Below are 25628 nucleotides of genomic sequence, written 5' to 3'. Positions count from 1 at the left end.
CGAGTGAGTGGGTGCGGTTGCGGTGTTGGGTGGTGGATGCAGCCGGTTCGCGGTAACCGATGGAAGCGCCTTCGGCGATTCCATCATACGGACGCCGATCCGCCGTACCGCGATGTTCAGTCGAGGTAGGTTGGATTAGCCGAAGGCGCAATCCGACGTTCGAGTGAGTGGGTGCGGTTGCGGTGTTGGGTGGTGGATGCAGCCGGTTCGCGGTAAACGACGGAAGCGCCTTCGACGATTCCATCATACGAAAAGCGGTTCGCCGATCCGCGAGGTCCAGTCAACGTAGGTTGGATTAGCCGAAGGCGTAATCCGACGTTCGAGTGGGTTGGCGCGGTTGCGGTGTTGGGGCGATGGATGCAGTTGGTTCGCGGTAACCGACGGAAGCGCCTTTGGCGATTCCATCCTACGGAAAGTGATCCGTCGTACCGCGGTAGCAAATCATTGCCGCGCCGCTCAAGAAGATTCACCGTAAAAAACCAGCTCGCCCCCGGAACGAGCGCGCGACGATAGTTAGGCATCCTTGCCTCTCCGATGTATTCATGAGCCAAAAGTGTAAGTTGGATCAGCCGTCGGAGGTGTGGCCCAGTCGCGGTAAACGATGGAAGCGCCTTTGGCGATTCCATCATACGGAAAGTGATCCGCCACACCGCGATGTTCAGTCGAGGTAGGTTGGATTAGCCGAAGGCGTAATCCGACGTTCGAGTGGGTTGGCGCGGTTGCGGTGTCGAGTTGATGGCAGCCGATTCGCGGTAAACGACGGAAGCGTCTTTGGCGATTCCATCATACGGATGCCGATCCGCCATACCGCGATCCCAAGCAGCAGAACGCCCCGCACGAAGGCGAGGCGTTTAGTTTGCAACGGCGGATACAGTAGGTTCGCGGTGAACGACGGATTACGCTTCGCTAATCCATCTTACAAATTGATCCGCCTTACCGCGTTAGTTGGCGGCGCATCCTGAAGGACGATATGCAACCGGAACATCGGTTTTGCAGACCCAGCTACCACCTTCGGTACGCTCCCAAGTCAAAGTGCTCGGCGCGCTTGTGAGTTGTGCTGCAGCGTTGCTTCCAAAGGTAGCAACGATTGCGGTGGTGGTGGTTAGAGGGTTATCTACCGTCGGAGTCCCACCAGTGATACTGGCATCTTCTGTTCCTGCATTACCGCCAGTGGCCAGCAGATTGGATTGAGTGGCGCCTAGCACACAATCCTGAGCAACCGCACCTTCGCCCGATGCATCTGCGTCGGTGGCGACAACGTTTAAGCGCCCATCTAATAAGCAGCCTTCCACTGCGGTGCGTAGGCTTCCTACTTCTGACATGACCCGGTTTACTTGGGACTTGGCTACATATTGCTGATACTGCGGAATAGCAATCGCAGCCAAAATACCAATGATCGCAACAACGATCATCAATTCAATAAGGGTAAAACCCTTCTGCATCTGAGCTTTCATGTGTATCTCCTTAAAGTGTTAAGGCTGTGAGCCTGTAGGAGCTAAAGCAGTTGGCATGCCAGTTTTCGTTCGCGCCGAGCGCAGCGGCCAATACTGTGAAGTGCCTCAACCTCTCGTTGCTGCCGAGAGGTATTCACCGAGCGCAGCCCGCTTCCCCTACCTTAAGCGCCAATATGAAGCGGCAGCTGTGCACCTCAAGACTGACTCTTCGCGGGCGATATGTGACCAAGAACGTCACCTGCTGCTGACCTTGTTTGCAGCCACCGGCATCTAGGCTATAAGGCGGGCATAGATTGGAGCGAGGCCGCCATGAGCGAAAACATTTCCCTATCCGGGCTGGCACGGCAGATGGTCGTGGCCGGCGTGTTGGACGAAAAAACGGCCCAGCAGGCGCAGGCTCAAGCCGTTCGCGGCAAAACACCCTTTGTCACCTATGTAGTGCAGAACAAGTTGGCCAAAGGCCGCGCCATAGCCGAGCTTGCTTCCGATCAATTCGGTGTAGCGCTGCTGGACCTGTCTGCGCTGAACAAGGAGTCGCTGCCCAAGGATCTGATCAGTGAGAAGTTGGCCCGCCAACATCGGGTGCTGCCGCTTTCCAAGCGCGGCACCAAGCTTTATGTCGCCATCTCCGATCCGGCTAATCATCAATCGATTGCCGATATCCAGTTCAGTACCGGGCTGAGCATCGAGTCGATTCTGGTGGAAGACGACAAGCTGGGCGAGGCCATCGATAAGCTGTACGAAAGCGGCGCCACCGGACTAGAGGAGCTGGGCGAAGTCGATCTGGATGGGGTCGATGTCGAGTCCGTCACCGAAGATGGAAAAGCTGAGGAAGGCGGAGAGGCTGCTGACGACGCCCCTGTAGTGCGCTTCGTCAACAAGATGCTGCTCGACGCCATTCGTGGTGGCTCGTCCGACTTGCACTTCGAGCCCTACGAAAAAGCCTACCGCGTGCGGCTTCGTACGGATGGCATTCTGCATGAAGTCGCTCGCCCACCGATCCAACTGGCGCCCCGCATATCTGCACGCTTGAAGGTGATGGCCGGGCTGGATATCTCCGAGCGACGCAAGCCGCAGGACGGGCGGATCAAGATGAAGCTGTCCAAGACCAAGGCCATCGACTTCCGCGTGAATACGCTGCCGACGCTGTGGGGCGAGAAGATCGTGATGCGGATTCTCGACCCCACCAGCGCGCAGATGGGCATCGATGCGTTGGGGTATGAGGAAGATCAGAAGGCGCTGTATATGCAGGCGCTGCAACAGCCGCAGGGCATGATCCTGGTGACCGGCCCTACCGGGTCGGGCAAGACGGTCTCCCTTTATACCGGCCTGAACATCCTTAATACGGTGGATGTGAATATTTCCACAGCGGAAGATCCGGTGGAGATCAACCTCGAGGGTATCAACCAGGTCAACGTCAATCCTCGGCAGGGCATGGATTTTTCGCAGGCGCTGCGGGCGTTTCTGCGTCAGGACCCCGACATCATCATGGTGGGGGAAATCCGAGACCTGGAAACTGCCGAAATTGCCATCAAGGCCGCGCAGACCGGGCATATGGTGATGTCGACCTTGCACACCAACAGCGCGGCGGAAACCCTCACCCGTTTGCGTAACATGGGCGTGGCGGCGTTCAATATCGCCACCTCGGTGAACCTGATCATTGCCCAGCGCCTGGCACGCAAGCTTTGCAACTCGTGCAAGAAAGAAGTGGAACTGCCGCGCGACGCCCTATTGGAAGAAGGCTTCCCTGCCGACAAGATCGGTACGTTCAAAATCTACGGCCCGGTGGGCTGTGATAATTGCAAGGGTGGATACAAAGGCCGTGTCGGTATTTATGAAGTGGTTAAAAACACGCCGGCATTGGCCAGGATTATCATGGAGGACGGCAACTCCATCGACATTTCCACCCAGATGCGTAAAGACGGCTTCAACGATCTGCGTACTTCGGCTCTTGTAAAAGCCATGCAGGGCGTGACCAGCCTGGAAGAAGTCAACCGGGTGACCAAGGACTAACATGGCGCAGAAAGCGATAAAGACCAGTGTATTCACCTGGGAAGGGACGAACAGGCAGGGCGCAAAGCTCAAAGGCGAGCTGAGCGGTGTAAGCCCTGCACTGGTTAAAGCACAACTGCGCAAGCAGGGCGTCAACCCGCAAAAGGTGCGCAAGAAGTCGGTGTCGCTGTTCAGTGCCGGAAAAAAGATCAAGCCGATGGATATCGCGCTGTTCACTCGGCAAATGGCAACGATGATGAAGGCCGGCGTGCCGCTGCTGCAGTCGTTCGACATCATTGGTGAGGGTTTCGATAATCCGAACATGCGCAAGCTTGTTGATGACCTCAAGCAAGAGGTCGCCGCCGGCAACAGCTTCGCCACCGCGCTTCGCAAGAAGCCGCAGTACTTCGATGATCTCTATTGCAACCTGGTCGACTCGGGCGAGCAGTCCGGTTCGCTAGAAACGCTGCTTGATCGGGTGGCAACCTACAAGGAAAAGACCGAGGCCCTGAAGGCCAAGATCAAGAAGGCGATGAATTACCCTATTGCCGTCGTATTGGTTGCAATCATTGTTTCGGCGATCTTGCTGATCAAGGTGGTTCCGCAGTTTCAGGACGTCTTCGCAAACTTCGGCGCGGAGCTCCCGGCGTTTACATTGATGGTGATTGGCTTGTCCGAAGCGCTGCAGGCCTGGTGGCACGTGGTGCTGCTCGTCATGTTTGGGGCGGCTTATGCTTTCAAGACTGCCCACGGCAAATCGGAACGTTTCCGCAATGGGTTTGACCGTTTTTTGCTCAAGATCCCAGTGGTCGGCGATATTCTCTATAAGTCTGCGGTGGCGCGCTTTGCGCGCACGCTGGCCACTACCTTTGCCGCCGGTGTGCCGTTGGTCGATGCATTGGACTCGGTGGCCGGGGCGACCGGCAATGTGGTGTTCCGCAATGCGACCATGAAGGTCAAGGCTGATGTATCCAGTGGTATGCAGCTTAACTTTTCGATGCGCACTACCGGCACCTTTCCCAGTATGGCGATCCAGATGACGGCGATTGGCGAGGAGTCCGGCTCTCTTGATGAGATGCTTGCGAAGGTGGCGACGTTCTATGAAGACGAAGTCGACAATATGGTCGACGGGCTGACTGCTCTGATGGAGCCAATGATCATGGCGGTGCTTGGTGTGCTGGTCGGCGGTTTGATCATTGCCATGTATCTCCCGATTTTCCAGCTGGGTGCCGTCGTCTGATTATGATGTTGATCGATTATCTGGCCAGCCACGTGCTGGCCTTTGTTTTGTTCGCTGCTTTGCTGGGCTTGTTGATCGGCAGCTTTCTCAATGTCTTGATTTATCGCCTGCCGATCATGATGCAGCGTGAGTGGCGCGCGCAGGCGCTTGAGTATCTCGAGTGCCCGCCGGAGCCGGTCCGTGAGCGCTTCAATCTGCTGCTGCCAAGCTCGCGGTGCCCGCACTGTGATCATCAGATTCGCTCTTGGGAGAATATCCCCTTGGTCAGCTGGCTGGCCTTGCGTGGCAAGTGTTCGTCATGCCGGGCGCCGATCAGCAGTCGCTATCCACTCGTGGAGTTGGCGTGCGGCCTGCTTTCCGGTTATGTCGCCTGGCATTTCGGTTTCACCTGGCAGGCAGGAGCAATGCTGGTGCTGACCTGGGGGTTGGTGGCGATGAGCATGATCGATATCGATCATCAGTTGCTGCCCGATTCGCTGGTTCTGCCGTTGTTGTGGCTTGGTCTCATCCTGAACAGCTTCGGCTTGTTCGTATCGCTTGAAAGTGCACTGTGGGGAGCGGTAGCGGGATATCTGAGCCTGTGGTCGGTTTATTGGCTGTTCAAGCTGGTCACCGGCAAAGAAGGTATGGGCTATGGCGATTTCAAACTGCTTGCGATGTTAGGAGCTTGGGGTGGCTGGCAGGTGTTACCACTTACCATCCTACTGTCGTCGGTGGTTGGGGCTGTTCTTGGCACAATCCTGTTGCGGGTGCAGCGCGCCGAGAGCAGCACGCCCATCCCTTTCGGTCCCTACTTGGCGATCGCCGGCTGGATCGCGTTGCTTTGGGGTGACTGGATTACCGAGAGCTATCTCCAGTTCGCGCGCTTCTAAGTCGGACACTATTGCTGAGTCGAAAGCCGTTCCGCCGACTTGTACTCTTAACGAAAGACGTTCTGGGCTTGCGCTTCGCAGGCTGAGTAGTTACTACTGCGCGTCCTGTTTTTAGTCTGGGTGTGGTTGCAATGAAACCCTGGATTCTCGGGTTGACTGGCGGCATTGGTAGTGGCAAGACCGCGGTGCTGGATCGCTTCGCCAGTCTGGGCGTACATGTCGTCGATGCCGATCAGGCGGCGCGCTGGGTGGTCGAGCCGGGGCGGCCAGCGTTGCTGCAGATTGCCGAGCGCTTCGGCTCAGGCATCTTGCTCACGGACGGCTCTCTGGATCGAAAAGGGCTGCGTGAGCGTATATTCGATAACCCGGCCGACAGGCAGTGGTTGGAACAGCTGCTGCATCCTCTGATTCGAGCTGAGATCGCCAGGCATCTCGCCTTGGCTGAGTCGCCTTACGCCATCATGGCTTCTCCGCTCCTGATCGAGTCAGGGCAGTACCGTCAGGTCAATCGTGTGCTGGTTGTGGACGTCCCTGTGTCACTCCAGGTTGCGCGCACGATGGCACGTGATCAAGTCAGTGAGGAGCAGGTGCGGGCGATTCTCAAGGCGCAGGCCAGTCGTGAAGCGCGCCTGCAACATGCCGATGATGTGCTGGTAAATGATCGAGATCTGTCGTGGCTAGGGTCGGAGGTCGAGCGATTGCACCGCTTTTATTTGAAGTTACGAGGAGGGCAGGTATGACCGCTGCGATAGTTGAGTGTCCGACGTGTGGAGCGCCGGTAGAGTGGGGGCCGCAAAGCCCAAGCCGGCCGTTCTGTTCCGATCGTTGCAAGCTTATCGATCTTGGTGCCTGGGCGTCGGAAGCGCACGCGATTCCGGGCAATGAACTCGAGGATGATCTGTTCTCCGGTGATATGCCTCCGCGCGAGCACTAGCGCTTTGACGCTACTTGTCTTCTTTCCATGGCGCCTGCAGATAGCGGCTTTGATTGAAACTTTCCATCCAGTCCGGGTAGAAAACCACCAGGGCGGTAATCGCTGTGCCGTTGATGAAGGCCTCGGGGAACATGACCAGCCATAGGTAACCGGCAAAATCCGCCAGCCAAGGCGGCATCGGATAGCGACCATCTAGTAGCAGTACGCCGAGCGATGCCAGGATGCACGCCAATGCTGCGAGCGCCGCTGGAAAGAATCCAGCGAAGAAAATAAAGACGAACAGATTGCGGGGTTGGGCGCGTTCGACGAGCCGCGCGCATACAACCGTGACCAGCACTGGGATCAAGACCAGCAGGATGCCGTTCATGCCCAGGGCTGCAACTTGTTGATGGCCTGTCAGTGTCAGGCCGACCTGGGCGATGAGGGCGGCGATGATTGCCAGTGGCCAGTCCAACAACAAGGTGACGGCTGTCAGCCCAATGAAGTGGAATGAAAGGCCCGAATCGAAGTCCCTTCGCACCAGCCAGAGCAGAAAGATCGAAAGCATTGCGCCGAACAGCAAGTGCTGACGGCGAGTATCACTGAAGAGCTCGACCCAGGGAGCTCGCCAGGCCGCCCATAACAGCGCGATCACATAGATTATCCAGCCTGCCAGCAGGCTGGATGGAGCAAGCAGGTGGGCGGCGATCATACTAGTGATTCCTTTGTACCCGTTGTTGCCGGCGCGCAGCCGTCGGTGCTTCTCGAAGGGGCTTAGGGGGCTGGATTCGGCTGTTCTGTGTGGATCGCTTCAATTGCGGCTAGCACTTCACTTGAGAGCGTAATTTCGGCGCTACGGATATTCGACTCAAGTTGCTCTAGTGATGTCGCGCCGATGATATTGCTGGTGACGAAGGGTTGCGCTGTGACGTAGGCAAGCGCCATCTGCGCTGGATCCAGTCCATGCTCGCGGGCCAGTTTAACGTACCGAGAGCATGCGGCTTTGGCCTGGGGGCTGTTATAACGCGCGAAGCGTTGAAAGAGCGTGAGGCGCGCGCTGGCAGGGCGAGCACCGTTTTCGTATTTGCCGCTGAGCATGCCGAATGCCAGTGGTGAGTACGCGAGTAGGCCGCATTGTTCACGGATGCTGATTTCCGCCAGGCCAACCTCGAAACTGCGATTGAGCAGGTTATAGGGGTTCTGTATCGAAACCGAACGCGGCAAGCCGCGAGCTTCGGCTAATTGCAGGGCGGCCGCAAAAACTGAGTGCAACACCTGACCTTTCCGGTACGGTGTTGCCCCATGTCCTATTCCGAACTCAGCGTCGAAGAGCGCGCCGCCATTCAACTCGGTCAAGCCCAAGGTTTCAGCCTGCGCGGGATTGCTCGCCTGATCAACCGATCGCCCTCGACCATCAGCCGCGAGCTGAGACGCAATCAAGACGGCATTGGTGCTTACGCGGCCCGTAGCGCCCAACAACAGATGAGGATTCGGCGCCAAGCCTGCCGGCCCAAGCGCAAGCTGCTGCCGGGCAGTGAGCGCTTCGAGTTGGTGGTCCACATGCTGCGTGAGCGTTTGTCTCCCGAGCAGATTGCCGGCAAGCTGCGCAGCATGAACATTTCCAGCCTTAGAGATGCCTACGTCTGTCGCGAGACGATCTACAACGCGATCTATGCCCTGCCGGTCGGCGAACTGCGCAAGGAGCTGATCATCTGCCTGCGCCAAGGCAAGACGGCCCGCCGGCCGCGCTCTGGCGGTGTAGATCGGCGCGGCCAGATCCCCGAGATGGTCAGTATCCACGTGCGCCCGCCGGAGATCGAAGACCGACTGATGCCGGGCCATTGGGAAGGCGACCTGATCAAGGGCAAGGCCAACGCCTCGTCCGTAGGCACCTTGGTAGAGCGCACCAGTGGCTACCTGATCCTGGTGAAGATGAACGACGCGACGGCGACCTCGGCGATGGAAGGTTTCAGCGCGGCGCTCAATCGCATGCCGCTGGCGATGCGCAAGAGCATGACCTACGACCAGGGGCGGGAGATGGCGCGGCACGCCGAGATCACCCAGAAGACCGGGGTGGCGATCTACTTCTGCGACCCGCACAGTCCTTGGCAGCGCGGCAGCAACGAAAACATCAATGGCTTGATCCGCCAGTACCTGCCCAAGGGCACAGACCTGTCGGTACACAGCCAGGAAGAGCTGGATGCCATTGCACTGCAATTGAATATGCGCCCGCGCAAGCGCTTCGACTTCAAATGCCCGATTGAAGTCATGAGCGAGGTGATGCAAGAAGCCATGGCTATGCGGCATGATGCTCCAGCTTCAATTCAATAACCGTGTTGCACTCAGCTCCTGAAACCGCCCAGGTATTTCATCGCGCCCCACGGCGTTTCGTTGGACAGGCCGATGTGGCGGATTCTGCCCGCTTTAACTTCGGCATCGAGCGCTTCGAGAGTTTCTTCCAGTGGAGTGAAGTCGCCTTCTTGATGTCGGTAGCCCAGCTGCCCGAAAAAGTTGGTGCTGCGTTCCGGCCAATGCAGCTGGTACAGGTCGATCCAGTCGGTCTGCAGGCGCCGAAGGCTGTTATCGAGCGCGGTGCGGATCTGTTCGCGATTGAGTCTAGGTTGACCGTCGCGAATGTGTGTAATGCCGTTGCCGGGTCCCGCGATCTTCGTGGCTATGATCCAGTCGGCTCTGTCGCCCCGGCTCTGGAAGTAATTTCCTATGTATTGCTCAGTAGTTGCGTAGGTTTCCGGGCGCGGCGGCACCGGGTACATCTCGGCCGTATCTATGAAGTTGATGCCGGCAGTCTTCGCCTGGTCGATCTGGGCGAATGCCTGGGCCTGGTCGTTCTGTTCTCCCCATGTCATGGTGCCGAGGCACAGTGAACTGACTTTCAGATTTGTGCGGCCGAGTGAGCGATATTCCATGCAATACCTCGCGTGATCTGAGAGTGAGTGCCGAAGAGCTTAACGAAGACGGGACGGCTTGTGCTCATGAGAGCGTTCGACGTATCCGAAGTGCCCTGGATGTCACGCTGGCAGATATCTGGAGTGAGGCTCGCTGTTTGGTGGGCTGTGCCTGCTTGAGAGCGGGTGTAGCGGAATTCGATAACTATAAATGTCGGTTGCTATTTTGCTGGTAATCAGGATAATTCCGCAGCCTGTCGCCGGGGATGCCTAGCCTGTCGACGCAAGCCAAAGGTAGGGGATGCCTAGCCTACCGAACCACTGCCGTGGCGGACGCGCTGACCCGAGCCCCCGATAGCGTCTGTTTCCGGCTGCCCTGGCCTTGCCAGGGCGAGCACCATTCAGTAAGATTCGCCGTCTTATTTTCAGGGCGGCCCCTGAGGCTATAACGAATGAAGACATTTACTGCTAAACCGGAAACCGTCAAGCGCGACTGGTTCGTCGTCGACGCTGCCGGCCAGACCCTGGGTCGTCTGGCAACCGAAATCGCTAGCCGCCTGCGTGGCAAGCACAAGCCGGAATACACCCCTCACGTGGATACTGGCGATTACATCGTCGTGATCAACGCTGAGCAAGTGCGTGTGACTGGTGCCAAGACCACAGACAAGGTGTACTACTCTCACTCCGGTTTCCCGGGTGGCATCAAGTCGATCAGCTTCGAGAAGCTGATCGCCAAGGCGCCCGAGCGTGTGATCGAGACCGCGGTCAAAGGCATGCTGCCGAAGAATCCGCTGGGTCGCGACATGTATCGTAAGCTGAAGGTGTACAAAGGTGCCAGCCACCCGCACACCGCTCAGCAGCCCCAAGAACTGAAGATTTAACGGAATAGTTCATTATGTCGGCGACTCAAAATTACGGCACTGGCCGTCGCAAGACTGCAACCGCGCGCGTCTTTCTGCGCCCGGGTACTGGCAAGATCTCCATCAACAATCGTGAGCTGGATAACTTCTTCGGTCGCGAAACTGCCCGCATGGTCGTTCGCCAGCCGCTGGAGCTGACTGAGACTGTCGAGAAGTTCGACATCTACGTCACCGTTCTCGGTGGTGGTGTCAGTGGTCAAGCCGGTGCCATTCGTCACGGTATCACTCGTGCTCTGATCTCGTATGACGAAACCCTGCGCAGCCCGCTGCGTAAGGCTGGCTTCGTCACTCGCGACGCTCGTGAGGTGGAACGTAAGAAGGTCGGTCTGCGCAAAGCGCGCAAGCGTCCGCAGTACTCCAAGCGCTAATTCGCGCTTTCAAAAGAAACGCCCAGTTTCGTTCGGAGCTGGGCGTTTTTTTTTGGGATGCGTTTTTATATGGCGGTGCGACAGTGTGTCGCGCGCTGGAAAGCCTGAAGGCCGGGCATTAGGGCTTATGTGACAGGCTATTACCTTGTCAGAAGAAGGCCTTTTCTTTACCATTTGGCGAATTTTTCGCGGCCCAATTTTACGTGGTACATGCCTGCGTCAAGCAGGCCATAAGAAGCTGATGGGAGACGACTGAATGAGCAATGACGGCGTGAATGCAGGCCGGCGTCGCTTCCTTGTGGCCGCCACTTCGGTGGTGGGCGCTGCAGGAGCGGTGGGTGCTGCGGTCCCGTTTGTGGGATCGTGGTTCCCGAGTGCCAAGGCCAAGGCTGCCGGTGCGCCGGTAAGGGTAAATATCAGCAAGATCGAGCCGGGGCAGCAGATGGTCGCCGAGTGGCGCGGTCAGCCGGTATTTATCGTGCGTCGGACCGACGAGGTCCTCGGAAATCTGGAGAAGGTTGCCGGCCAGGTAGCCGATCCTGAGTCCAAGGCTTCCGAGCAGCCTGCTTATGTCGATCCGAAGAACCGGTCGATCAAGCCCGAGTTGCTCGTGGTGGTCGGTCTGTGTACTCACCTCGGCTGTGCGCCGTCCTTCCGTCCTGAGGTGGCTGCGGCCGATCTCGGTGCCGATTGGCTTGGTGGGTATTTCTGTCCTTGCCATGGTTCCAAATACGATATGGCCGGTCGCGTCTATAAGTCGCAGCCAGCTCCCTTGAACCTGCCGGTGCCCCCGCACTCGTACGAGACCGATAATGTAATCATCATCGGTGTGGACCAGGAGAACGCCTGATGAGCAAGTTCATGGAATGGGTCGACGCCCGCTTCCCCGCGACCAAGATGTGGGAAGACCATCTTTCGAAGTACTACGCCCCCAAGAACTTCAACGTCCTGTATTTCTTCGGTTCGCTGGCGCTGCTCGTACTGGTCAATCAGATTCTTACCGGTATCTGGCTGACCATGAGCTTCGAGCCTTCGGCTGAGGGCGCGTTCGCCTCCGTCGAATACATCATGCGCGACGTTGAGTACGGCTGGATCATCCGTTACCTGCACTCCACGGGCGCGTCTGCGTTCTTCGTGGTGGTCTATCTGCATATGTTTCGCGGGATCCTCTACGGCTCCTATCAGAAGCCGCGCGAGCTGGTGTGGATCTTCGGCATGATGATCTATCTGGCGCTCATGGCTGAGGCCTTCATGGGCTATCTGCTGCCTTGGGGACAGATGTCCTACTGGGGTGCCCAGGTAATCATCTCGCTGTTTGGTGCCATTCCGGTCATCGGTGGTGACCTGACCCAGTGGATTCGCGGTGACTACCTCATCTCAGGCATCACGCTGAACCGCTTCTTCGCGCTGCACGTGATCGCGCTGCCAATCGTCATTCTTGGCCTGGTCGTTCTGCACATCCTGGCGCTGCACGAGGTTGGCTCGAACAACCCGATGGGTGTCGATATCAAGAAGACCAAGGATGAGAACGGCGTGCCGCTCGATGGTATCCCGTTCCACCCGTACTACACCGTTAAGGACATTGTCGGTGTCGTGGTGTTCCTGTTCGTCTTCTGTGCGGTCGTGTTCTTCTTCCCTGAGATGGGTGGCTATTTCCTTGAGAAGCCGAACTTCGAAGTGGCGAACGCGTTCAAGACTCCGGCACACATTGCTCCTGTTTGGTACTTCACTCCGTTCTACGCGATTCTGCGTGCGGTGCCTGACAAGCTGCTTGGTGTTATCGCCATGGGGGCGGCGATCGCAGTGCTCTTCGTGTTGCCCTGGTTGGATCGAAGCCCGGTCAAATCCATGAAGTACAAGGGTTGGATGAGCAAAGTAACGCTGTTGGCGTTCTGTGTATCCTTCATCATTCTCGGCGTGCTTGGCGTACTTGCACCGACTCCCGAGCGCACTCTGCTCGCGCGGATATGTACTGCTATCTACTTCGGCTACTTCATCCTGATGCCGTTCTATACCAAGCTCGAGAAGACCAAAGTGGTTCCGCAAAGGGTGGCTGGCTGATGAAAAAGCAATTTGCTGCATTGATTCTTGCAATCCTGCCGGTCTTTGCCTCCGCTGCAGGGACCGAGGTGCACTTGGATAAGGTCGATATCGACCTGACTGACAAAGCGGCCATGCAGGACGGGCTGAAGACTTTCGCCAACTACTGCATGGGTTGTCATAGCGCGCAGTACCAGCGTTATGAGCGTGTTGCCACTGACCTCGGTATTCCCGAAGAGGTCATGATGGACAACATCGTCTTTGCTGATGCCAAGTTTGGCGATCACATGAAGATCGGCATGAAGCCTGATGATGCCAAGGTCTGGTTTGGTGCCGCTCCGCCGGACCTGACCCTGGTTGCTCGCGTTCGCGGCAACGACTGGCTGTACACCTACATGCGCAGTTTCTACGAAGATCCGGCCCGCCCTTATGGCGTCAACAACACGGTCTTCCCGAACGTGGGTATGCCGCACGTGCTGGCTCCGCTTCAGGGGCGTCGCGTCGTGGGCTGCAAGCAGGTGCAGGTGGTCGAGGACGGTCGCAAGCAGTTCGATCCTCTGACCGGCACGCCGATCACCGAGGAGGCATGCGATCAGATGGTCGTCGAGCCTGGTACCGGCACACTCTCCGAGGCCGAGTACGACGAGAAGATCAAGAACCTGGTGACCTTCCTTGCCTATTCGGCAAACCCGGTCAAGCTGGAGAGCCAGCGTATCGGTACCTATGTGTTGCTGTTCCTGGCGGTGTTCTTCGTGTTCGCTTACCTGCTCAAGCGTGAGTACTGGAAAGACGTTCACTAAGCTGCACGTTCCAACTGTTGTACCCTGCGCGCGCCCTCTGGGCGCGCGTGTTTTTTCTGCTTCAAGATAAAAGAGTGAGGAAGGACCTATGGCTGCAACCAATCGGTTGGGCTGCTACTCCGATCCCGCCGACCACTATTCCCATCGCGTTCGTCTCGTGCTCGCAGAGAAAGGCGTCAGTGTGGACATACTTGACGTCGAGGCGGGGCAGTGTCCGGTCAAGCTGGCCGAGGTGAACCCGTATGCCAGTGTTCCGACGCTGGTGGATCGCGATCTGGCACTGTATGAGCCGAGTGTGATTCTGGAGTACCTGGAAGAGCGTTACCCCCATCCCCCTTTATTGCCGGTGTATCCGGTTGCGCGGGCGAATACTCGCCTGCTGGTTCATCGCATTCAGCGAGATTGGTGTTCGCTGGCCGACCGTATCGTTGACCAGCGTACCGCTGAGCCGGAACGCGCGCAGGCGCGCAAAGAGCTTCGTGAAAGCTTGACCGGCGTGTCGCCGATATTCGCGGAAAAGCCGTATTTCATGAGTGACGAGATCAGTCTCGTCGACTGCTGCCTGTTGCCTATCCTCTGGCGTTTGCCCAGACTCGGTATCGAGTTGCCTCGAGCTGCCAAGCCGTTGCTTGACTATATGGAGCGCAGTTTCGCCCGCGAGGCCTTTCAGGCCAGTCTTTCCGCCGTCGAGCGCAACATGCGCTGAGAGAGGGTTCCCATGAATTCAAGTCGCCCCTATCTAGTCAGGGCGCTCTACGAGTGGATCGTGGACAATGATTGCACGCCGCACTTGCTGGTCAACGTCGATTATCCCGGCGTGCAGGTCCCTGCCGGGTTCGCCAGTGACGGGCAGATCGTGCTGAACGTGGCGCCAAGCGCCATACGCCACCTGCACATGGATAATGAGGCGATCAGCTTCGAGGGGCGTTTCGGTGGCGTTGCTCACTCGTTGAACGTACCGTCCGCTGCGGTGATGGCCATCTATGCCAGGGAAAATGGGCAGGGCATGGTGTTCGAGATCGAGCCGACGCCGCCGGACGACGATGCGCCAAGCGAGAGCGGTGGTGACGACGCGCCGCGGCCGGGCGGACGTCCGAGTTTGAAGGTGGTCAAGTAGACGAGCGCGGCGCCCGGGTCTATCGGGCGCCAAAGTCGGTCAGTCGATGTATTCGAACAGCTTTACGATACGCTGCACGCCACTGACGCTCTGCACGAGGTTGGTCGCGCTGTTGCCTTCCTGGCGGGTAACCAGGCCCAGCAGATAGACAATGCCGTTTTCGGTGATCACCTTGATCCGCGAGCCCGGCACGCTGTTATCTGCGAGCATCTGGGTCTTGATCTTGGTGGTCAGCCAAGAGTCGTTGCTGCGTGCCAGTGCAGAGGAGGGCTGCAGGATCTGCAGTTCATTGTGGACGCGCTTGACGCGCTGCACGCTGCCTGCAGCTCGTTCGGCCGTTTCCTTGAGTTCTGCGCGCGGAGTCTGTCCGGCCAGCAGCACGACGCCGTTGTAGCTCGCTACGACTATGTGCGAGCCCTGATCAAGGTCGGGATGGGCCTTGGCGATATTGACCGCAGCCTTTGTCTCGATCAGCGAGTCGTCGATCTTGCTGCCGATGGTGCGGGTGCCGCGGTTATCGGCAATTGGATCGTCGCGGGTTGCGGTCAGTACCGAACTACAGCCGCTGACGGCCAGACACAGGCCTAGGGCGATAACAGGCAGGCGGGGCACGTTCATTCCTCACTTCCGAACAATTGGTTGTCGATCAGGTCGCACAAGCAGTGGATAGCCAGCAGGTGCACTTCCTGGATGCGGGCGGTTACCTTGGCTGGTACGCGGATTTCGACGTCTTCTGGCAGCAGCAGAGACGCCATGCCGCCGCCGTCCCGTCCAGTCAGTGCCACTACCAGCATCTCCCGGTCATGAGCTGCCTGGATGGCCTGGATCACGTTGGCGGAATTGCCGCTTGTAGAGATCGCTAGCAATACGTCGCCTGGCTGACCCAGGGCGCGGATCTGCTTGGAGAATACTTCGTTGTAGCTGTAATCGTTGGCGATCGAGGTGATCGTCGAGCTGTCTGTGGTCAGAGCGATGGCGGGAAGGCTCGGCCGCTCACGCTCAAACCGGTTGAGCAGTTCGGAGGAGAAATGCTGCGCGTCGCCGGCGGAGCCGCCGTTGCCACAGGTAAGAATCTTGCCTTCGCTAAGAAGGGCATTGACCATCGCCTGGCCGGCCTGCTCGATGCTCGGGGCCAGGACTTCCATGGCCTGCTGCTTGGTTTCGATGCTGGCCTGGAACAGTTGGCGGATTCGGGTTTGCATGTCCATTGTGTTCGACCTTAAAGGTTGCAAGCGCCACTGGCTATCGCTTCGGTATGCGCTTGCGGTTCGCTAGGGCTGGGCGGCATCGTGCAGCAGTCGCTGCGTAATGAATCGTTCAGCTATCAAATGCGTTGCGGATCCAGTTCAGATTCTCGGTCTGCCCGGCTGATGTGATCGCAACGACGTCGAAGCGACAAGGGCTCCGGGCCCATCGGCTTTCCTTCTGCAGGAAGAGCTGGGCAGCCTTGATCAGCTTCTGCTGCTTGCGCGCATCGATGCTTTCAAGGGCGCCACCCCAGGCGGCGTAGCGCCTGTAGCGGACCTCGACGAATACTACTGTATCGCCGTCGAGCATGACCAGATCAAGCTCGCCGCTGCGACAGGACCAGTTGCGCGTCAGCAGGCGCAGGCCCTGATCGCACAGGTGACGCAACGCGAGTGCTTCGGCAGAGCGTCCGCTGCTCTGGCTGTCGCTCATTACTGCATGTTGTCCAGGCGCTGGATCTCGCCGTCGCGGAACTCGGCCCATGGAAGCTGACGCTCGATGCGCTGCTGCGGGTTCAGGCTGAGCGTGCCGGAGAGGCCGTCGAGTTGAGTATCCGGAAGTGCCAGCAGTTGATTCAGCCGCGGCGCGAGAAGGTAGGCGTCCGCACCCATTGCGTACAGTCGACCCAAACTGCCGCCCGCCTGCGGCCATTTCTGCTCGACTTCCTGGCGCAATGGAAGTTGGTCGTTCAATAGCCAAGGGGTTTCTGCGAAACGAATGCCTTCGAGGTCGAGGTATTGGGTGCGATCGTGGCTGGCCGCATGCAGGTGAGAGGTGGCGTATACCGGAAGGTCGCCCGCATATTGGAAGATCAGGGTGGGTCGGACTTGCTGGGCCTGCTGCGGAGTGGCTGCCAGGAACAGGAAGTCGACGTCCTGCCGGCGAGTGGGCTGGTTGCTCGTCGAGGCGTCAGTGATGCTGCTGACCCGTCCGCCACGACTCTCGCTATTGCGCAGTTGCAGCAGATCGGCGATCTGGTTGGCGAGTTGCACGGGCTCGGCCAATGGCTCGGCTGCAACCAGTGTTCCGCCGGCTTCTTCCCAGCTCTGGCGGAAGGCATCCAGAATCCGCCCGCCCCAGTCTCCGCGAGGAGCCAGTGCGATGGCGCGGCGATGGCCGTCCGCCCATGCGCGGCGGGCGACCTCGCGGGCTTCGTCCTCGGCAGCCAGGCCGAACTGGAACAGCTGGGGCGGGGTGCTCTGGCCGGCGTCACTGTAGTTCAGGGCGAGTGTCGTGATCGGCAGCTGATCCCTCTCGGCCAGTTGGCGCACCAGATCCTTTTCCAGCGGGCCCACGACCAGCTGTACGCCGGCAGCCTGGGCCTGTCTGTAGAACTCGTCGATGGAGGTCATGCGGGTGCTGTCATAAAGCTCGATGCGCAGCGCCTGGCCGGATTGCTGCGCGTGCAGGTGTGCCGCAAGGAAGCCGTCACGCAGGGCGCGAGCGACGCTTGCCAGCTGGCCGTCCATGGGGAGCAGCAGTGCGATGTTGTTCAGGGGCTGATCGGCCAGCTCACGAAGTTTCTGTAGTGGCTCAGGGAGCTGTTCTGCGGCAGGGTGCTGGGGGTTTTGTGCAATCCAGTCGTCAATGGCGCGCTGTTGCTGGGCAACGGTGCCGGCGCGTTTCAGTGACAGCGCCAGCGACTGCCAGCCGGCGAGATCGTCATCTGCCGCGCCTTGCAGTTGCTGCTCGGGAAGTGCGGATATGAGTTTCCAGATGGCTTCGTGGTTGGTTCTGGCTTGCTCGCCACTCAGGAGTGGAGCAGTGAAAACCCGTTCGCGCGCAGCAGCGAGGGGCTTGCCGGTCGCCTCCAGCGCTTCCGCCCGCGCCAGCTGGCTACGAACCTGCTGCGCCACTGGTAGCTCGCCCAGGCGTTCGAACGCAGGGTGCTGCAGAGCTTGCTCGGCTTGTTCAGGTTTGCCATCGGCTAGTGCGATTTCGGCCTGCAGTGTCAATGCGAAGATCTGCTGCGCTGGTTTCAGTGTATCCAGCTGAACCTTTTCCAGAATGCTGCGAGCCTGGGCATGGTTGCCCTGTTGGATGCTCTGGTCGGCGGCGGCCAGGCGCAGCTGCACGGCTTGTTCGGGGTCGCTTTGGTCGGCTTTCTCCAGCAGTTGCTGGGTGGAAGCCTGTGGTGTGCGAGGCAGTTCGCCCAATGTCGAAGAGGGAGAGCTGGCGCAAGCTGCGAGCATGATTGCGACGCACAGGAGTAGAAGGGGGCGTAAGCAAGCCATTGTTTGATCGTTCCTGAAAGCACTGGCGAGTGTTGGCGGATTGTACCCAAGCGCTGAAGTGGCGGCGATGTTGCGGCGGTGAATCGGGCTACAATGCGCATTTCCGTGACAGAGGTAAGCCCTTGTGACTGCCAGCGGTGGTGCGAATTCCGGAATGGGGACGCTTTATGTCGTCGCAACGCCGATCGGCAATCTGGAGGACATCAGTGCCCGAGCGCTGCGGGTGCTGCGAGAGGTGTCGCTGATAGCCGCGGAGGATACCCGTCACTCGTCTCGGTTGCTCGCGCACTTCGGTATTCAGACGCCGCTGGCAGCTTGCCACGAGCATAACGAGCGTGAAGAGGGGGGGCGATTCATCGGGCGGTTGCAAGGTGGAGAGGATGTCGCGCTGATCTCCGATGCGGGTACGCCGTTGATTTCCGATCCGGGATATCACCTGGTGCGCCAGGCGCGTGCTGCTGGGGTTGCAGTGGTGCCGGTGCCGGGTGCTTGTGCGCTGATCGCCGCACTGTCGGCGGCTGGGTTGCCCTCGGATCGATTCATCTTCGAAGGCTTTCTGCCTGCCAAGGCAGCTGCACGATGTGCACGGCTCGAAGCACTGAAAGAAGAGCCGCGTACGCTGATCTTCTACGAAGCTCCGCACCGCATACTGGAATCGCTTGGTGACTTTCGAGATGTGTTCGGTGGCGATCGAATTGCCGTGCTCGGCCGAGAGCTGACCAAGACGTTCGAAACGCTGAAAGGGCTGCCGCTGAGCGAGTTGCACGCGTGGGTCGAGGCCGACAGCAATCAGCAGCGCGGCGAGTGCGTGGTGCTTGTAGAGGGTTGGCATGCTCCGCTAGACGAGAGCGCGGTGAGCGCAGAGGCGCTCCGGGTGCTCGATCTGCTGTTGGCAGAAATGCCGCTCAAGCGGGCGGCCGCAATCGCAGCCGATATTACCAGTGTGCGCAAGAATCTGTTGTACCAGGCGGCGCTGGAACGCAAATAGGAGGTGGGCCTGGGCCTCGTGCCGCCTGGTGAGCTTGCAGGCAGAGCGTTGCGGCGATACTCTGGCGCCTGGAGAGTCGATCGGACAGTCGCTGTCTCTTTTTGTTCCGCAAAAAGGGAGGGAGGAAAGTCCGGGCTCCATAGGGCGAAGTGCCAGGTAACGCCTGGGAGGCGCGAGCCTACGGAAAGTGCCACAGAAAATAACCGCCTAAGCACTTCGGTGCCGGTAAGGGTGAAAAGGTGCGGTAAGAGCGCACCGCGCGGCTGGCAACAGTCCGTGGCTAGGTAAACCCCACTTGGAGCAAGACCAAATAGGGATCCATCGGCGTGGCCCGCGCTGGATCCGGGTAGGTTGCTAGAGGCAGTCAGCGATGGCTGTCGTAGAGGAATGGCTGTCCTCGACAGAACCCGGCTTACAGATCGACTCTCCTCTTTTCTTCCTTAGCAATACCCCATTTTTAATTCCGAAACATTCTTGCTCTTAACAAAGTACTTTAACTTTGTTGAGCAACTCGCTGTTGTCTCTGAAGATGCTTCCAGTCCTCTTCGCATTCTCCGCTCGAATTACCTCTCAACGTCGCTAAATTGCCGCTCCGTAAGGCTTTTTCCCGTCTGGCTCGCCTTGACGGTGGGGCGGCTGCGTTTCTATAGTGCGCACAAGTGGTAGGAAGTGGCAGAAAGTGGGTAAATATGGGCATGGATAGCTAATTCAGGGGAAGCGCAGCCGTGTTTCGCGGAGCTAACGCCATCAGTCTCGACGCCAAAGGCCGGCTAGCCATGCCCAGCCGGTATCGCGACGAGCTGAATTCCCGTGGCGATGGCCAGCTGATCATCACGATCGACGCCGTGGACCGTTGTTTGTGCATTTACCCCTTGCCCGAGTGGGAGCTGATCGAAGCCAAGCTCCGCGAATTGCCCTCCTTGCGTGAAGAGGCCCGTCGCCTGCAACGCCTGCTGATTGGTAATGCTGTCGATCTGGAGATGGATGGCAGTGGGCGCGTCGTGGTGCCACCGCGTCTTCGTGAGTACGCCCGGCTGGACAAGCGCGCGATGTTGGTAGGGCAACTGAACAAGTTTCAACTATGGAACGAGGACGACTGGAACGCGGTTTCTGACGCGGACCTGGCGGCCATCAAGCAACCCGGCGGTCTGCCGGAAGAACTACGTGACCTAATCCTGTGAACCAGATCAGCAGCTTGCGACATATCACCGTGTTGCTCGACGAAGCCGTCGCGGCGCTGAACGTGCGCCCGGACGGACGCTATCTGGATGGCACCTTTGGGCGGGGTGGTCACAGCCGGCTACTGCTTCAGCAGCTTGGGCCTGATGGCCTATTGCTAGGATTCGACAAGGATCCGTTAGCCATCGCTACGGGGCAAGCACTGGCGGCCGAGGACGGCCGCTTTGTCGTTGTGCAGAGAAGTTTTGCCGAACTTGGCGAAGAGGTGGCGCAGCGCGGCTGGAGCGGAACCGTCAGTGGCGTTTTGCTGGATCTGGGCGTTTCGTCACCGCAGCTGGACGACCCCGAGCGCGGCTTCAGTTTTCTTAACGACGGTCCTCTGGACATGCGCATGGATCCTAGCCGAGGCGTCAGTGCGGCCGATTGGATAGCGCACGCCGACGAAGATGAGATCGCCCGGGTGTTCAAGGATTATGGCGAAGAGCGCTTCGCCAAGCGCATGGCTCGTGCGGTGGTGCAGCGCCGCGAAGCGGCGCCTTTCGAGCGTACCGCCGACCTCGCCAAGGTCCTGACTGAGGCCAATCCCGCTTGGGAGAAGGGCAAGAATCCGGCGACTCGTGCGTTTCAGGGACTGCGCATCTACATCAACAATGAGCTTGGCGACCTGGAGCATGGCCTTGATGCAGCCCTGGAGGCACTGGAAGTGGGCGGCCGGCTGGTGGTCATCAGCTTTCATTCGCTGGAAGACCGCATCGTCAAGCAGTTCATGCGCCGCCACGCCAAGGGCGAGGCGGACAAGCTGCCACGCGACCTGCCCATCATTCCGAAGGCATTCGAGCCGCGCCTCAAGCTGCTCGGCAAGCCGCAGTACGCTTCCGATGCTGAGGTCAAGGGCAACCCGCGTTCGCGCAGTGCGGTAATGCGCGTGGCGGAGAAGCTGCGGTGACCAAGGTAATGCGCTCCATGCCCAGCGGCAGCCTGTTGATGCTGGTGCTCTTCGTCAGTGTCCTGCTGTCGGCGATCGCAGTTGCCTACTCGGCGCATTGGAATCGTCAGTTGCTCAACGAGCTCTACGGTGAGCTTAGCGTGCGTGACAAGGCCCAGGCCGAGTGGGGGCGGTTGATCCTCGAGCAGAGCACCTGGACTGCGCACAGCCGCATCGAGACGCTGGCGACCGAGCAATTGCACATGCACATCCCCGAAGCAGCAGACGTCAGGCTGGTGAAGCCATGACCCTTCAAGGTGCGCTGTATCCGTGGCGGTTTCGTATCGTGCTCACGCTGCTGGCGCTGCTGGTCGGTGCGATTGTCTGGCGCATCGTCGATCTTCAGGTGATGGATCAGGGCTTCCTCAAGGGGCAGGGTGATGCGCGCAGCGTTCGGCATATCCCGATTCCTGCGCATCGTGGTCTGATCACCGATCGCAACGGTGAGCCGCTCGCGGTGAGCACGCCGGTTACCACGTTGTGGGGCAATCCCAAAGAGCTGCAGGCAGCAAAGTCGCGTTGGCCGGACTTGGCCAAGGCGCTGGGTCAGGATGCTGCCACGCTGAGCGAGCGTCTCAGGTCGCAGGCGTCGCGCGAGTTCATCTATCTGGTGCGCGGACTTACCCCGGAGCAGGGGCAGGAAGTCCTCGATCTGAAGATCCCCGGCGTTTATGCGCAAGAAGAATTCCGTCGGTTCTATCCGGCTGGCGAAGTGGCTGCCCATGTGGTCGGCTTCACCGATATCGATGATCGTGGCCGTGAGGGCATGGAACTCGCGTATGACGAGTGGCTGGCTGGTGTGCCAGGCAAGCGTCAGGTTCTCAAGGATCGTCGCGGGCGGTTGATCAAGGACGTTCAGGTCGTAAAGAACGCCAAGGCCGGCAAGGCGATGGCATTGTCGATCGATCTGCGCCTGCAGTACCTCGCGCACAGCGAGCTGCGCAACGTCGTGCAGGAATACGGTGCCAAAGCCGCCAGCCTGGTGATGGTCGACGTCAAGACCGGCGAGATCCTCGCCATGGCCAACCAGCCTACCTATAACCCGAACAATCGGCGCAATCTGCAGCCCGCGGCAATGCGCAATCGCGCCATGATCGACGTCTTCGAGCCCGGTTCCACCGTCAAACCTTTCAGCATCGCGGCGGCACTGGGTACCGGCAAATATCAGCCGGATTCGGTCGTCAATACCCTGCCCGGATGGATGCGTATCGGCCGCTACACGATTCGTGATGTCTCCCGTGGCGGCATGCTGACGCTGACCGGGATTCTGATGAAGTCGAGCAACGTCGGCATCAGCAAGATCGCCCTGGATATCGGCGCCGAGCCGGTATACGCGGTGATGCAACAGGCCGGTTTCGGCCAGGACACCGGGCTGGGTTTCCCCGGCGAGCGCGTCGGCAATCTGCCCAATCATCGCAAGTGGCGAGACGCTGAGACGGCTTCGCTTGCCTACGGCTATGGCCTGTCGGTGACCGCCGTACAGTTGGCGCATGCGTATGCCGTGCTGGGTAACCAGGGCAGCAACGTGCCGCTCTCTCTGTTGCGTCTGGATCGCACCCAGGACGGCGTGCAGGTCATTGACAAAGAGATTTCCGGCATCGTTCTGCAGATGCTGCGCGCGGTCGTGGAAGACGAGGGTGGCGGCGGCGCTCGTGCCAAGGTGCCGGGCTATCACGTAGGCGGCAAGAGCGGTACCGCGAAGAAGATTTCCGGCACCGGCGGCTACACCAAAGACGCCTATCGCTCGTTCTTCGCCGGGGTTGCGCCACTTTCCAATCCGCGCATCGCTGCGGTGATCGTCGTGGACGAGCCGAGCAAAGGACAGTACTACGGCGGACTGGTCGCGGCACCGGTGTTCGGAAAGGTCATGGCGCGCGCCCTGCGGCTGATGAACGTCGCACCGGACAATCTGCCGCCGCCTGCCGAGCTGCAGACCGCCGAAGCGGCAAAGGGCAAGGGAGGGCGTATCTGATGCCGATGCCATTGAATCACCTGCTGCCTCAGGCCGGCAGCGACGTGCTGATCCGTGAGCTGACACTCGACAGTCGCAAGGTTCGCGGCGGAGACCTGTTCCTCGCTGTACCGGGTCTGCAGTTCGATGGTCGCGATCACATACAGGATGCCGTCGCCCGTGGCGCGGCGGCTGTCGCTTATGAGGCAGAAGGCCTCGACCAGTCACTGACCGGCAACGCAGTCATGGTTCCGGTGCTGCATCTGGCAGAACAGCTGTCGGCGATTGCCGGCCGCTTCTACGGCGAGCCCAGCCGCAGCCTGCGTGTGGTCGGTGTGACCGGAACCAACGGCAAGACCAGTGTCAGCCAGCTGATTGCCCAGGCGCTCGATCGGCTCGGCGAACCCTGCGGAATCATCGGCACGCTTGGCACCGGATTCCACGGACAGCTGGAACTGGGACGCCACACCACGCCGGACGCCATCGGCGTGCAGGCGACACTGGCGAACCTCAAACAAGAGGGCGCTCGCGCGGTAGCGATGGAAGTGTCCTCGCATGGTCTCGATCAGGGGCGCGTCGCGGCCCTGGATTTCGATGTCGCCGTGTTCACCAATCTGTCGCGTGACCACCTCGATTACCACGGCAGCATGGATGCTTACGGTGCTGCCAAGGCGCGCCTGTTCGAGGTGCCCGGGCTGAGCTGTCGGGTAATCAACCTCGACGATGCCTTTGGCCGCGTGCTGGCCGGCGAGGAGCGCGAGTCGCGCCTGATCACTTACAGCCTGGAAGACCCTACGGCCTACCTGTTCTGCGCTGAAGCGCGTCTCGACGACGACGGCATTCATGCTCGGCTGATCACGCCGCAGGGCGAGCGCTCGTTGCGCAGCCCGCTGCTCGGGCGTTTCAACGTCAGCAATGTATTGGCCGCCGTCGGCGCCCTGCTTGGCATGGACTATCCGCTGGACGAAATCCTGGCCGTGCTGCCTGAACTGCAAGGCCCCGCCGGTCGCATGCAGCGGCTGGGTGGCGGCGACCATCCGCTGATCGTGGTCGACTACGCACATACCCCCGATGCGCTGGAGAAAGTCCTCACCGCGCTGCGTCCACACGCGCGCGGCAGGCTGCTTTGTCTGTTCGGTTGCGGCGGTGATCGTGATACCGGCAAGCGCCCGCTGATGGCTGAAGTCGCGGAGCGGCTGGCCGACGGCGTCGTGGTCACCGATGACAATCCGCGCAATGAGGCGCCTGAACAGATTCTCGAGGGTATCCGTTCGGGGTTCAGCAATCCTGCAGCGGTCACTTTCAGCCATGGCCGCGCGCAGGCAATCGCCAGTCTGATCGCGGCCGCGCGAGCGGAAGATGTGGTCGTGCTGGCCGGCAAAGGTCACGAGGACTATCAGGAAGTTCGCGGCGAACGCTTGCCGTTCTCCGATCTCGAGGAAGCCTGCAGGGCGCTGTCCGTCTGGGAGAAGGCCAATGCTTGAGTCGATGCGCCTGAGCGAATTGCAGCTACCGCTGTCTGGCCGCCTGGTCGGAGCGGATGCCAGCTTCACTGCCGTCAGCACAGACAGTCGGGCCATCGAACCTGGCCAGCTGTTCATCGCGCTGACCGGGCCACGCTTCGATGGTCATGCCTATCTGGCGGACGTCGCCGCCAAAGGCGCCGTTGCAGCACTGGTCGAGCGTGAAGTTGCAGATGCAGGCCTGCCGCAGCTGGTCGTTGCCGATACCCGGTTGGCGCTTGGGCAGCTCGGCGCGCTCAATCGCGCCGCATTCAACGGTCCGGTCGCAGCCATCACCGGCTCCAGCGGCAAGACCAGCGTGAAGGAAATGCTCGCCAGCATTCTACGCAGCGCCCATGGCCAGGACGCCGTACTGGCCACTCGCGGCAACCTCAACAATGATTTGGGTGCGCCACTGACGCTGTTGGAGTTGAGCACCAGTCATCGCAGCGCCGTCATCGAACTCGGCGCTTCGCGGCCCGGCGATATTGCGTATACCGTCGATCTGGTGCGCCCGGATGTCAGCGTAATTACCAATGCGGGCACCGCCCACGTCGGCGAGTTCGGTGGCCCGGACAAGATCGTCGAGGCTAAGGGCGAGATTCTCGATGGCCTGAACGCATCCGGCACCGCCGTGCTCAACCGTGACGACAAGGCCTATTCGATCTGGGCCGAGCGCGCTGCGGGCAAGCGCATCGTATCGTTCGGCTTGGACGACCCCCTCGTGGATTTCTCCGCCGGGTCGATCGCCTACGACCAGCGTGGCTGCCCGAATTTCGTGCTGACTGGCCCGCTGGGCAATCTTCGCACCCAGCTCAATCTGCTGGGCCGGCATAACGTGGCCAACGCCTTGGCGGCAGCCGCGGCAGCCTATGCGCTGGGTATCGAGGCCGAGGCCGTAGTGGCGGGGGGGGGAAGA

26 protein-coding genes, 1 other RNA gene and 3 pseudogenes are annotated in these 25628 nt (G+C 59.7%); 21 read left to right on the top strand and 9 right to left on the bottom strand.

Annotated elements, in window-relative coordinates:
* Positions 1 to 425: 425 nt before the first annotated feature.
* Together F753_RS49965 and F753_RS33240 are read right to left on the bottom strand one after the other, a co-directional pair.
* Positions 426 to 521 (bottom strand): annotated as a pseudogene (locus tag F753_RS49965) (REP-associated tyrosine transposase); the annotation flags it as partial.
* A 420-nt stretch (positions 522 to 941) separates the two neighbouring features.
* Positions 942 to 1454 carry a pilin gene (locus F753_RS33240; RefSeq protein WP_023444868.1) on the bottom strand — a complete coding sequence of 171 codons (513 nt, stop codon included), beginning with the start codon at positions 1452 to 1454 and terminating at the stop codon, positions 942 to 944.
* 309 nt (positions 1455 to 1763) lie between these two features.
* Between F753_RS33240 and pilB the strand changes: the two genes are divergently transcribed.
* The 5 genes from pilB (at position 1764) to yacG (ending at position 6492) form a co-directional block, all read left to right on the top strand.
* Positions 1764 to 3467, top strand: coding sequence for a type IV-A pilus assembly ATPase PilB (gene pilB / locus F753_RS33235; RefSeq protein WP_023444867.1), 1704 nt, complete (start codon positions 1764 to 1766; stop codon positions 3465 to 3467).
* A gap of 1 nt (position 3468) precedes the next feature.
* On the top strand, positions 3469 to 4686 hold the full coding sequence (locus F753_RS33230; protein ID WP_023444866.1) for a type II secretion system F family protein: 1218 nt from the start codon (positions 3469 to 3471) through the stop codon (positions 4684 to 4686).
* Between the two features lie 2 nt (positions 4687 to 4688).
* The gene (locus F753_RS33225; protein ID WP_023444865.1) at positions 4689 to 5558 is read left to right on the top strand and encodes a prepilin peptidase; all 870 of its coding nucleotides are present in this window, start codon (positions 4689 to 4691) and stop codon (positions 5556 to 5558) included.
* A gap of 131 nt (positions 5559 to 5689) precedes the next feature.
* Positions 5690 to 6298, top strand: coding sequence for a dephospho-CoA kinase (gene coaE / locus F753_RS33220; protein ID WP_031297489.1), 609 nt, complete (start codon positions 5690 to 5692; stop codon positions 6296 to 6298).
* A complete protein-coding gene (gene yacG, locus F753_RS49030; RefSeq protein ID WP_003302802.1) occupies positions 6295 to 6492 on the top strand; it encodes a DNA gyrase inhibitor YacG in 198 nt (65 codons plus the stop codon). The genes coaE and yacG overlap by 4 nt, the downstream gene beginning before the upstream one ends.
* A 10-nt stretch (positions 6493 to 6502) precedes the next feature.
* On the opposite strand, the gene F753_RS33215 is transcribed toward yacG, so the two are convergent.
* Entirely contained in the window at positions 6503 to 7183 is a 681-nt protein-coding gene (locus tag F753_RS33215; RefSeq protein WP_014821357.1) for an energy-coupling factor ABC transporter permease, read from the bottom strand.
* Between the two features lie 62 nt (positions 7184 to 7245).
* Positions 7246 to 7719, bottom strand: a pseudogene (locus F753_RS33210) (aldo/keto reductase); the annotation flags it as partial.
* A 54-nt stretch (positions 7720 to 7773) separates the two neighbouring features.
* Here F753_RS33210 and F753_RS33205 point away from each other — a divergent pair.
* Positions 7774 to 8802 (top strand): IS30-like element ISPfl2 family transposase, encoded by a 1029-nt coding sequence (locus F753_RS33205; protein ID WP_011805384.1) that lies wholly within the window; start codon positions 7774 to 7776, stop codon positions 8800 to 8802.
* A gap of 29 nt (positions 8803 to 8831) precedes the next feature.
* On the opposite strand, the pseudogene F753_RS33200 reads toward F753_RS33205, so the two are convergent.
* Positions 8832 to 9398: pseudogene (locus F753_RS33200) on the bottom strand (aldo/keto reductase); the annotation flags it as partial.
* A 431-nt stretch (positions 9399 to 9829) separates the two neighbouring features.
* Here F753_RS33200 and rplM point away from each other — a divergent pair.
* From rplM to F753_RS33165, 7 genes are all read left to right on the top strand, one after another.
* Positions 9830 to 10258 carry a 50S ribosomal protein L13 gene (rplM, locus tag F753_RS33195; protein WP_014821355.1) on the top strand — a complete coding sequence of 143 codons (429 nt, stop codon included), beginning with the start codon at positions 9830 to 9832 and terminating at the stop codon, positions 10256 to 10258.
* A gap of 14 nt (positions 10259 to 10272) precedes the next feature.
* Positions 10273 to 10665 carry a 30S ribosomal protein S9 gene (rpsI, locus tag F753_RS33190; protein ID WP_003302797.1) on the top strand — a complete coding sequence of 131 codons (393 nt, stop codon included), beginning with the start codon at positions 10273 to 10275 and terminating at the stop codon, positions 10663 to 10665.
* Between the two features lie 256 nt (positions 10666 to 10921).
* On the top strand, positions 10922 to 11515 hold the full coding sequence (gene petA / locus F753_RS33185; protein WP_014821354.1) for a ubiquinol-cytochrome c reductase iron-sulfur subunit: 594 nt from the start codon (positions 10922 to 10924) through the stop codon (positions 11513 to 11515).
* Entirely contained in the window at positions 11515 to 12726 is a 1212-nt protein-coding gene (locus tag F753_RS33180) for a cytochrome b (protein WP_003302794.1), read from the top strand. Before petA ends, F753_RS33180 begins: the two co-directional genes overlap by 1 nt.
* The gene (locus tag F753_RS33175) at positions 12726 to 13505 is read left to right on the top strand and encodes a cytochrome c1 (protein WP_023444861.1); all 780 of its coding nucleotides are present in this window, start codon (positions 12726 to 12728) and stop codon (positions 13503 to 13505) included. The genes F753_RS33180 and F753_RS33175 overlap by 1 nt, the downstream gene beginning before the upstream one ends.
* 88 nt (positions 13506 to 13593) lie before the next feature.
* Positions 13594 to 14211 carry a glutathione S-transferase N-terminal domain-containing protein gene (locus tag F753_RS33170; RefSeq protein WP_023444860.1) on the top strand — a complete coding sequence of 206 codons (618 nt, stop codon included), beginning with the start codon at positions 13594 to 13596 and terminating at the stop codon, positions 14209 to 14211.
* Between the two features lie 12 nt (positions 14212 to 14223).
* Entirely contained in the window at positions 14224 to 14622 is a 399-nt protein-coding gene (locus tag F753_RS33165) for a ClpXP protease specificity-enhancing factor (protein ID WP_003302790.1), read from the top strand.
* Between the two features lie 39 nt (positions 14623 to 14661).
* Here the strand turns inward: F753_RS33165 and F753_RS33160 are convergent, their stop codons facing one another.
* From F753_RS33160 to F753_RS33145, 4 genes are all read right to left on the bottom strand, one after another.
* Positions 14662 to 15240, bottom strand: a complete 579-nt coding sequence (locus tag F753_RS33160; protein ID WP_023444858.1) for a BON domain-containing protein — start codon at positions 15238 to 15240, stop codon at positions 14662 to 14664.
* Positions 15237 to 15830 carry a phosphoheptose isomerase gene (locus F753_RS33155; RefSeq protein ID WP_013981954.1) on the bottom strand — a complete coding sequence of 198 codons (594 nt, stop codon included), beginning with the start codon at positions 15828 to 15830 and terminating at the stop codon, positions 15237 to 15239. Before F753_RS33155 ends, F753_RS33160 begins: the two co-directional genes overlap by 4 nt.
* Positions 15831 to 15939: 109 nt before the next feature.
* The gene (locus tag F753_RS33150; RefSeq protein WP_014821349.1) at positions 15940 to 16302 is read right to left on the bottom strand and encodes a YraN family protein; all 363 of its coding nucleotides are present in this window, start codon (positions 16300 to 16302) and stop codon (positions 15940 to 15942) included.
* Positions 16302 to 18104, bottom strand: coding sequence for a penicillin-binding protein activator (locus tag F753_RS33145; RefSeq protein WP_031297484.1), 1803 nt, complete (start codon positions 18102 to 18104; stop codon positions 16302 to 16304). The genes F753_RS33150 and F753_RS33145 overlap by 1 nt, the downstream gene beginning before the upstream one ends.
* Positions 18105 to 18228: 124 nt before the next feature.
* On the opposite strand from F753_RS33145, the gene rsmI reads away from it, so the two are divergent.
* From rsmI to F753_RS33110, 8 genes are all read left to right on the top strand, one after another.
* A complete protein-coding gene (gene rsmI, locus F753_RS33140) occupies positions 18229 to 19092 on the top strand; it encodes a 16S rRNA (cytidine(1402)-2'-O)-methyltransferase (RefSeq protein ID WP_031297482.1) in 864 nt (287 codons plus the stop codon).
* A 72-nt stretch (positions 19093 to 19164) separates the two neighbouring features.
* An RNA gene (rnpB, locus tag F753_RS48780) (RNase P RNA component class A) lies at positions 19165 to 19523 on the top strand.
* A 294-nt stretch (positions 19524 to 19817) separates the two neighbouring features.
* Entirely contained in the window at positions 19818 to 20273 is a 456-nt protein-coding gene (gene mraZ, locus F753_RS33135) for a division/cell wall cluster transcriptional repressor MraZ (protein WP_003302783.1), read from the top strand.
* A complete protein-coding gene (rsmH, locus tag F753_RS33130; protein ID WP_023444854.1) occupies positions 20270 to 21217 on the top strand; it encodes a 16S rRNA (cytosine(1402)-N(4))-methyltransferase RsmH in 948 nt (315 codons plus the stop codon). The genes mraZ and rsmH overlap by 4 nt, the downstream gene beginning before the upstream one ends.
* Before the next feature lie 8 nt (positions 21218 to 21225).
* Entirely contained in the window at positions 21226 to 21504 is a 279-nt protein-coding gene (ftsL, locus tag F753_RS33125) for a cell division protein FtsL (RefSeq protein WP_218857949.1), read from the top strand.
* Positions 21501 to 23228 carry a peptidoglycan D,D-transpeptidase FtsI family protein gene (locus tag F753_RS33120; RefSeq protein ID WP_023444853.1) on the top strand — a complete coding sequence of 576 codons (1728 nt, stop codon included), beginning with the start codon at positions 21501 to 21503 and terminating at the stop codon, positions 23226 to 23228. The genes ftsL and F753_RS33120 overlap by 4 nt, the downstream gene beginning before the upstream one ends.
* Positions 23228 to 24691 (top strand): UDP-N-acetylmuramoyl-L-alanyl-D-glutamate--2,6-diaminopimelate ligase, encoded by a 1464-nt coding sequence (locus tag F753_RS33115; RefSeq protein ID WP_023444852.1) that lies wholly within the window; start codon positions 23228 to 23230, stop codon positions 24689 to 24691. The genes F753_RS33120 and F753_RS33115 overlap by 1 nt, the downstream gene beginning before the upstream one ends.
* Positions 24684 to 25628 (top strand): UDP-N-acetylmuramoyl-tripeptide--D-alanyl-D-alanine ligase (locus tag F753_RS33110; RefSeq protein WP_023444851.1); only part of this gene is annotated, 945 nt, incomplete at its 3' end. The genes F753_RS33115 and F753_RS33110, both read left to right, overlap by 8 nt.

This window comes from Stutzerimonas chloritidismutans AW-1, from assembly GCF_000495915.1.
In the GTDB taxonomy this organism is placed as follows: Bacteria; Pseudomonadota; Gammaproteobacteria; order Pseudomonadales; family Pseudomonadaceae; genus Stutzerimonas; species Stutzerimonas chloritidismutans.
The sequence above is the reverse complement of the archived record's forward strand: the minus strand, read 5'-3'. Positions and strand labels throughout refer to the sequence as shown.

What these genes read in the sequence shown, in the direction of transcription:
- F753_RS33150 (WP_014821349.1), bottom strand. Translation starts at nt 16,302, where the DNA reads ATGAGCGACAGCCAGAGCAGCGGACGCTCTGCCGAAGCACTCGCGTTG.
- coaE (WP_031297489.1), top strand. Translation starts at nt 5,690, where the DNA reads ATGAAACCCTGGATTCTCGGGTTGACTGGCGGCATTGGTAGTGGCAAG.
- yacG (WP_003302802.1), top strand. Translation starts at nt 6,295, where the DNA reads ATGACCGCTGCGATAGTTGAGTGTCCGACGTGTGGAGCGCCGGTAGAG.
- rplM (WP_014821355.1), top strand. Translation starts at nt 9,830, where the DNA reads ATGAAGACATTTACTGCTAAACCGGAAACCGTCAAGCGCGACTGGTTC.
- petA (WP_014821354.1), top strand. Translation starts at nt 10,922, where the DNA reads ATGAGCAATGACGGCGTGAATGCAGGCCGGCGTCGCTTCCTTGTGGCC.
- F753_RS33230 (WP_023444866.1), top strand. Translation starts at nt 3,469, where the DNA reads ATGGCGCAGAAAGCGATAAAGACCAGTGTATTCACCTGGGAAGGGACG.
- F753_RS33120 (WP_023444853.1), top strand. Translation starts at nt 21,501, where the DNA reads ATGACCCTTCAAGGTGCGCTGTATCCGTGGCGGTTTCGTATCGTGCTC.
- F753_RS33175 (WP_023444861.1), top strand. Translation starts at nt 12,726, where the DNA reads ATGAAAAAGCAATTTGCTGCATTGATTCTTGCAATCCTGCCGGTCTTT.
- pilB (WP_023444867.1), top strand. Translation starts at nt 1,764, where the DNA reads ATGAGCGAAAACATTTCCCTATCCGGGCTGGCACGGCAGATGGTCGTG.
- F753_RS33165 (WP_003302790.1), top strand. Translation starts at nt 14,224, where the DNA reads ATGAATTCAAGTCGCCCCTATCTAGTCAGGGCGCTCTACGAGTGGATC.
- F753_RS33160 (WP_023444858.1), bottom strand. Translation starts at nt 15,240, where the DNA reads ATGAACGTGCCCCGCCTGCCTGTTATCGCCCTAGGCCTGTGTCTGGCC.
- F753_RS33145 (WP_031297484.1), bottom strand. Translation starts at nt 18,104, where the DNA reads ATGGCTTGCTTACGCCCCCTTCTACTCCTGTGCGTCGCAATCATGCTC.
- ftsL (WP_218857949.1), top strand. Translation starts at nt 21,226, where the DNA reads ATGCGCTCCATGCCCAGCGGCAGCCTGTTGATGCTGGTGCTCTTCGTC.
- F753_RS33240 (WP_023444868.1), bottom strand. Translation starts at nt 1,454, where the DNA reads ATGAAAGCTCAGATGCAGAAGGGTTTTACCCTTATTGAATTGATGATC.
- F753_RS33170 (WP_023444860.1), top strand. Translation starts at nt 13,594, where the DNA reads ATGGCTGCAACCAATCGGTTGGGCTGCTACTCCGATCCCGCCGACCAC.
- rpsI (WP_003302797.1), top strand. Translation starts at nt 10,273, where the DNA reads ATGTCGGCGACTCAAAATTACGGCACTGGCCGTCGCAAGACTGCAACC.
- F753_RS33225 (WP_023444865.1), top strand. Translation starts at nt 4,689, where the DNA reads ATGATGTTGATCGATTATCTGGCCAGCCACGTGCTGGCCTTTGTTTTG.
- F753_RS33115 (WP_023444852.1), top strand. Translation starts at nt 23,228, where the DNA reads ATGCCGATGCCATTGAATCACCTGCTGCCTCAGGCCGGCAGCGACGTG.
- F753_RS33215 (WP_014821357.1), bottom strand. Translation starts at nt 7,183, where the DNA reads ATGATCGCCGCCCACCTGCTTGCTCCATCCAGCCTGCTGGCAGGCTGG.
- F753_RS33155 (WP_013981954.1), bottom strand. Translation starts at nt 15,830, where the DNA reads ATGGACATGCAAACCCGAATCCGCCAACTGTTCCAGGCCAGCATCGAA.
- F753_RS33180 (WP_003302794.1), top strand. Translation starts at nt 11,515, where the DNA reads ATGAGCAAGTTCATGGAATGGGTCGACGCCCGCTTCCCCGCGACCAAG.
- F753_RS33205 (WP_011805384.1), top strand. Translation starts at nt 7,774, where the DNA reads ATGTCCTATTCCGAACTCAGCGTCGAAGAGCGCGCCGCCATTCAACTC.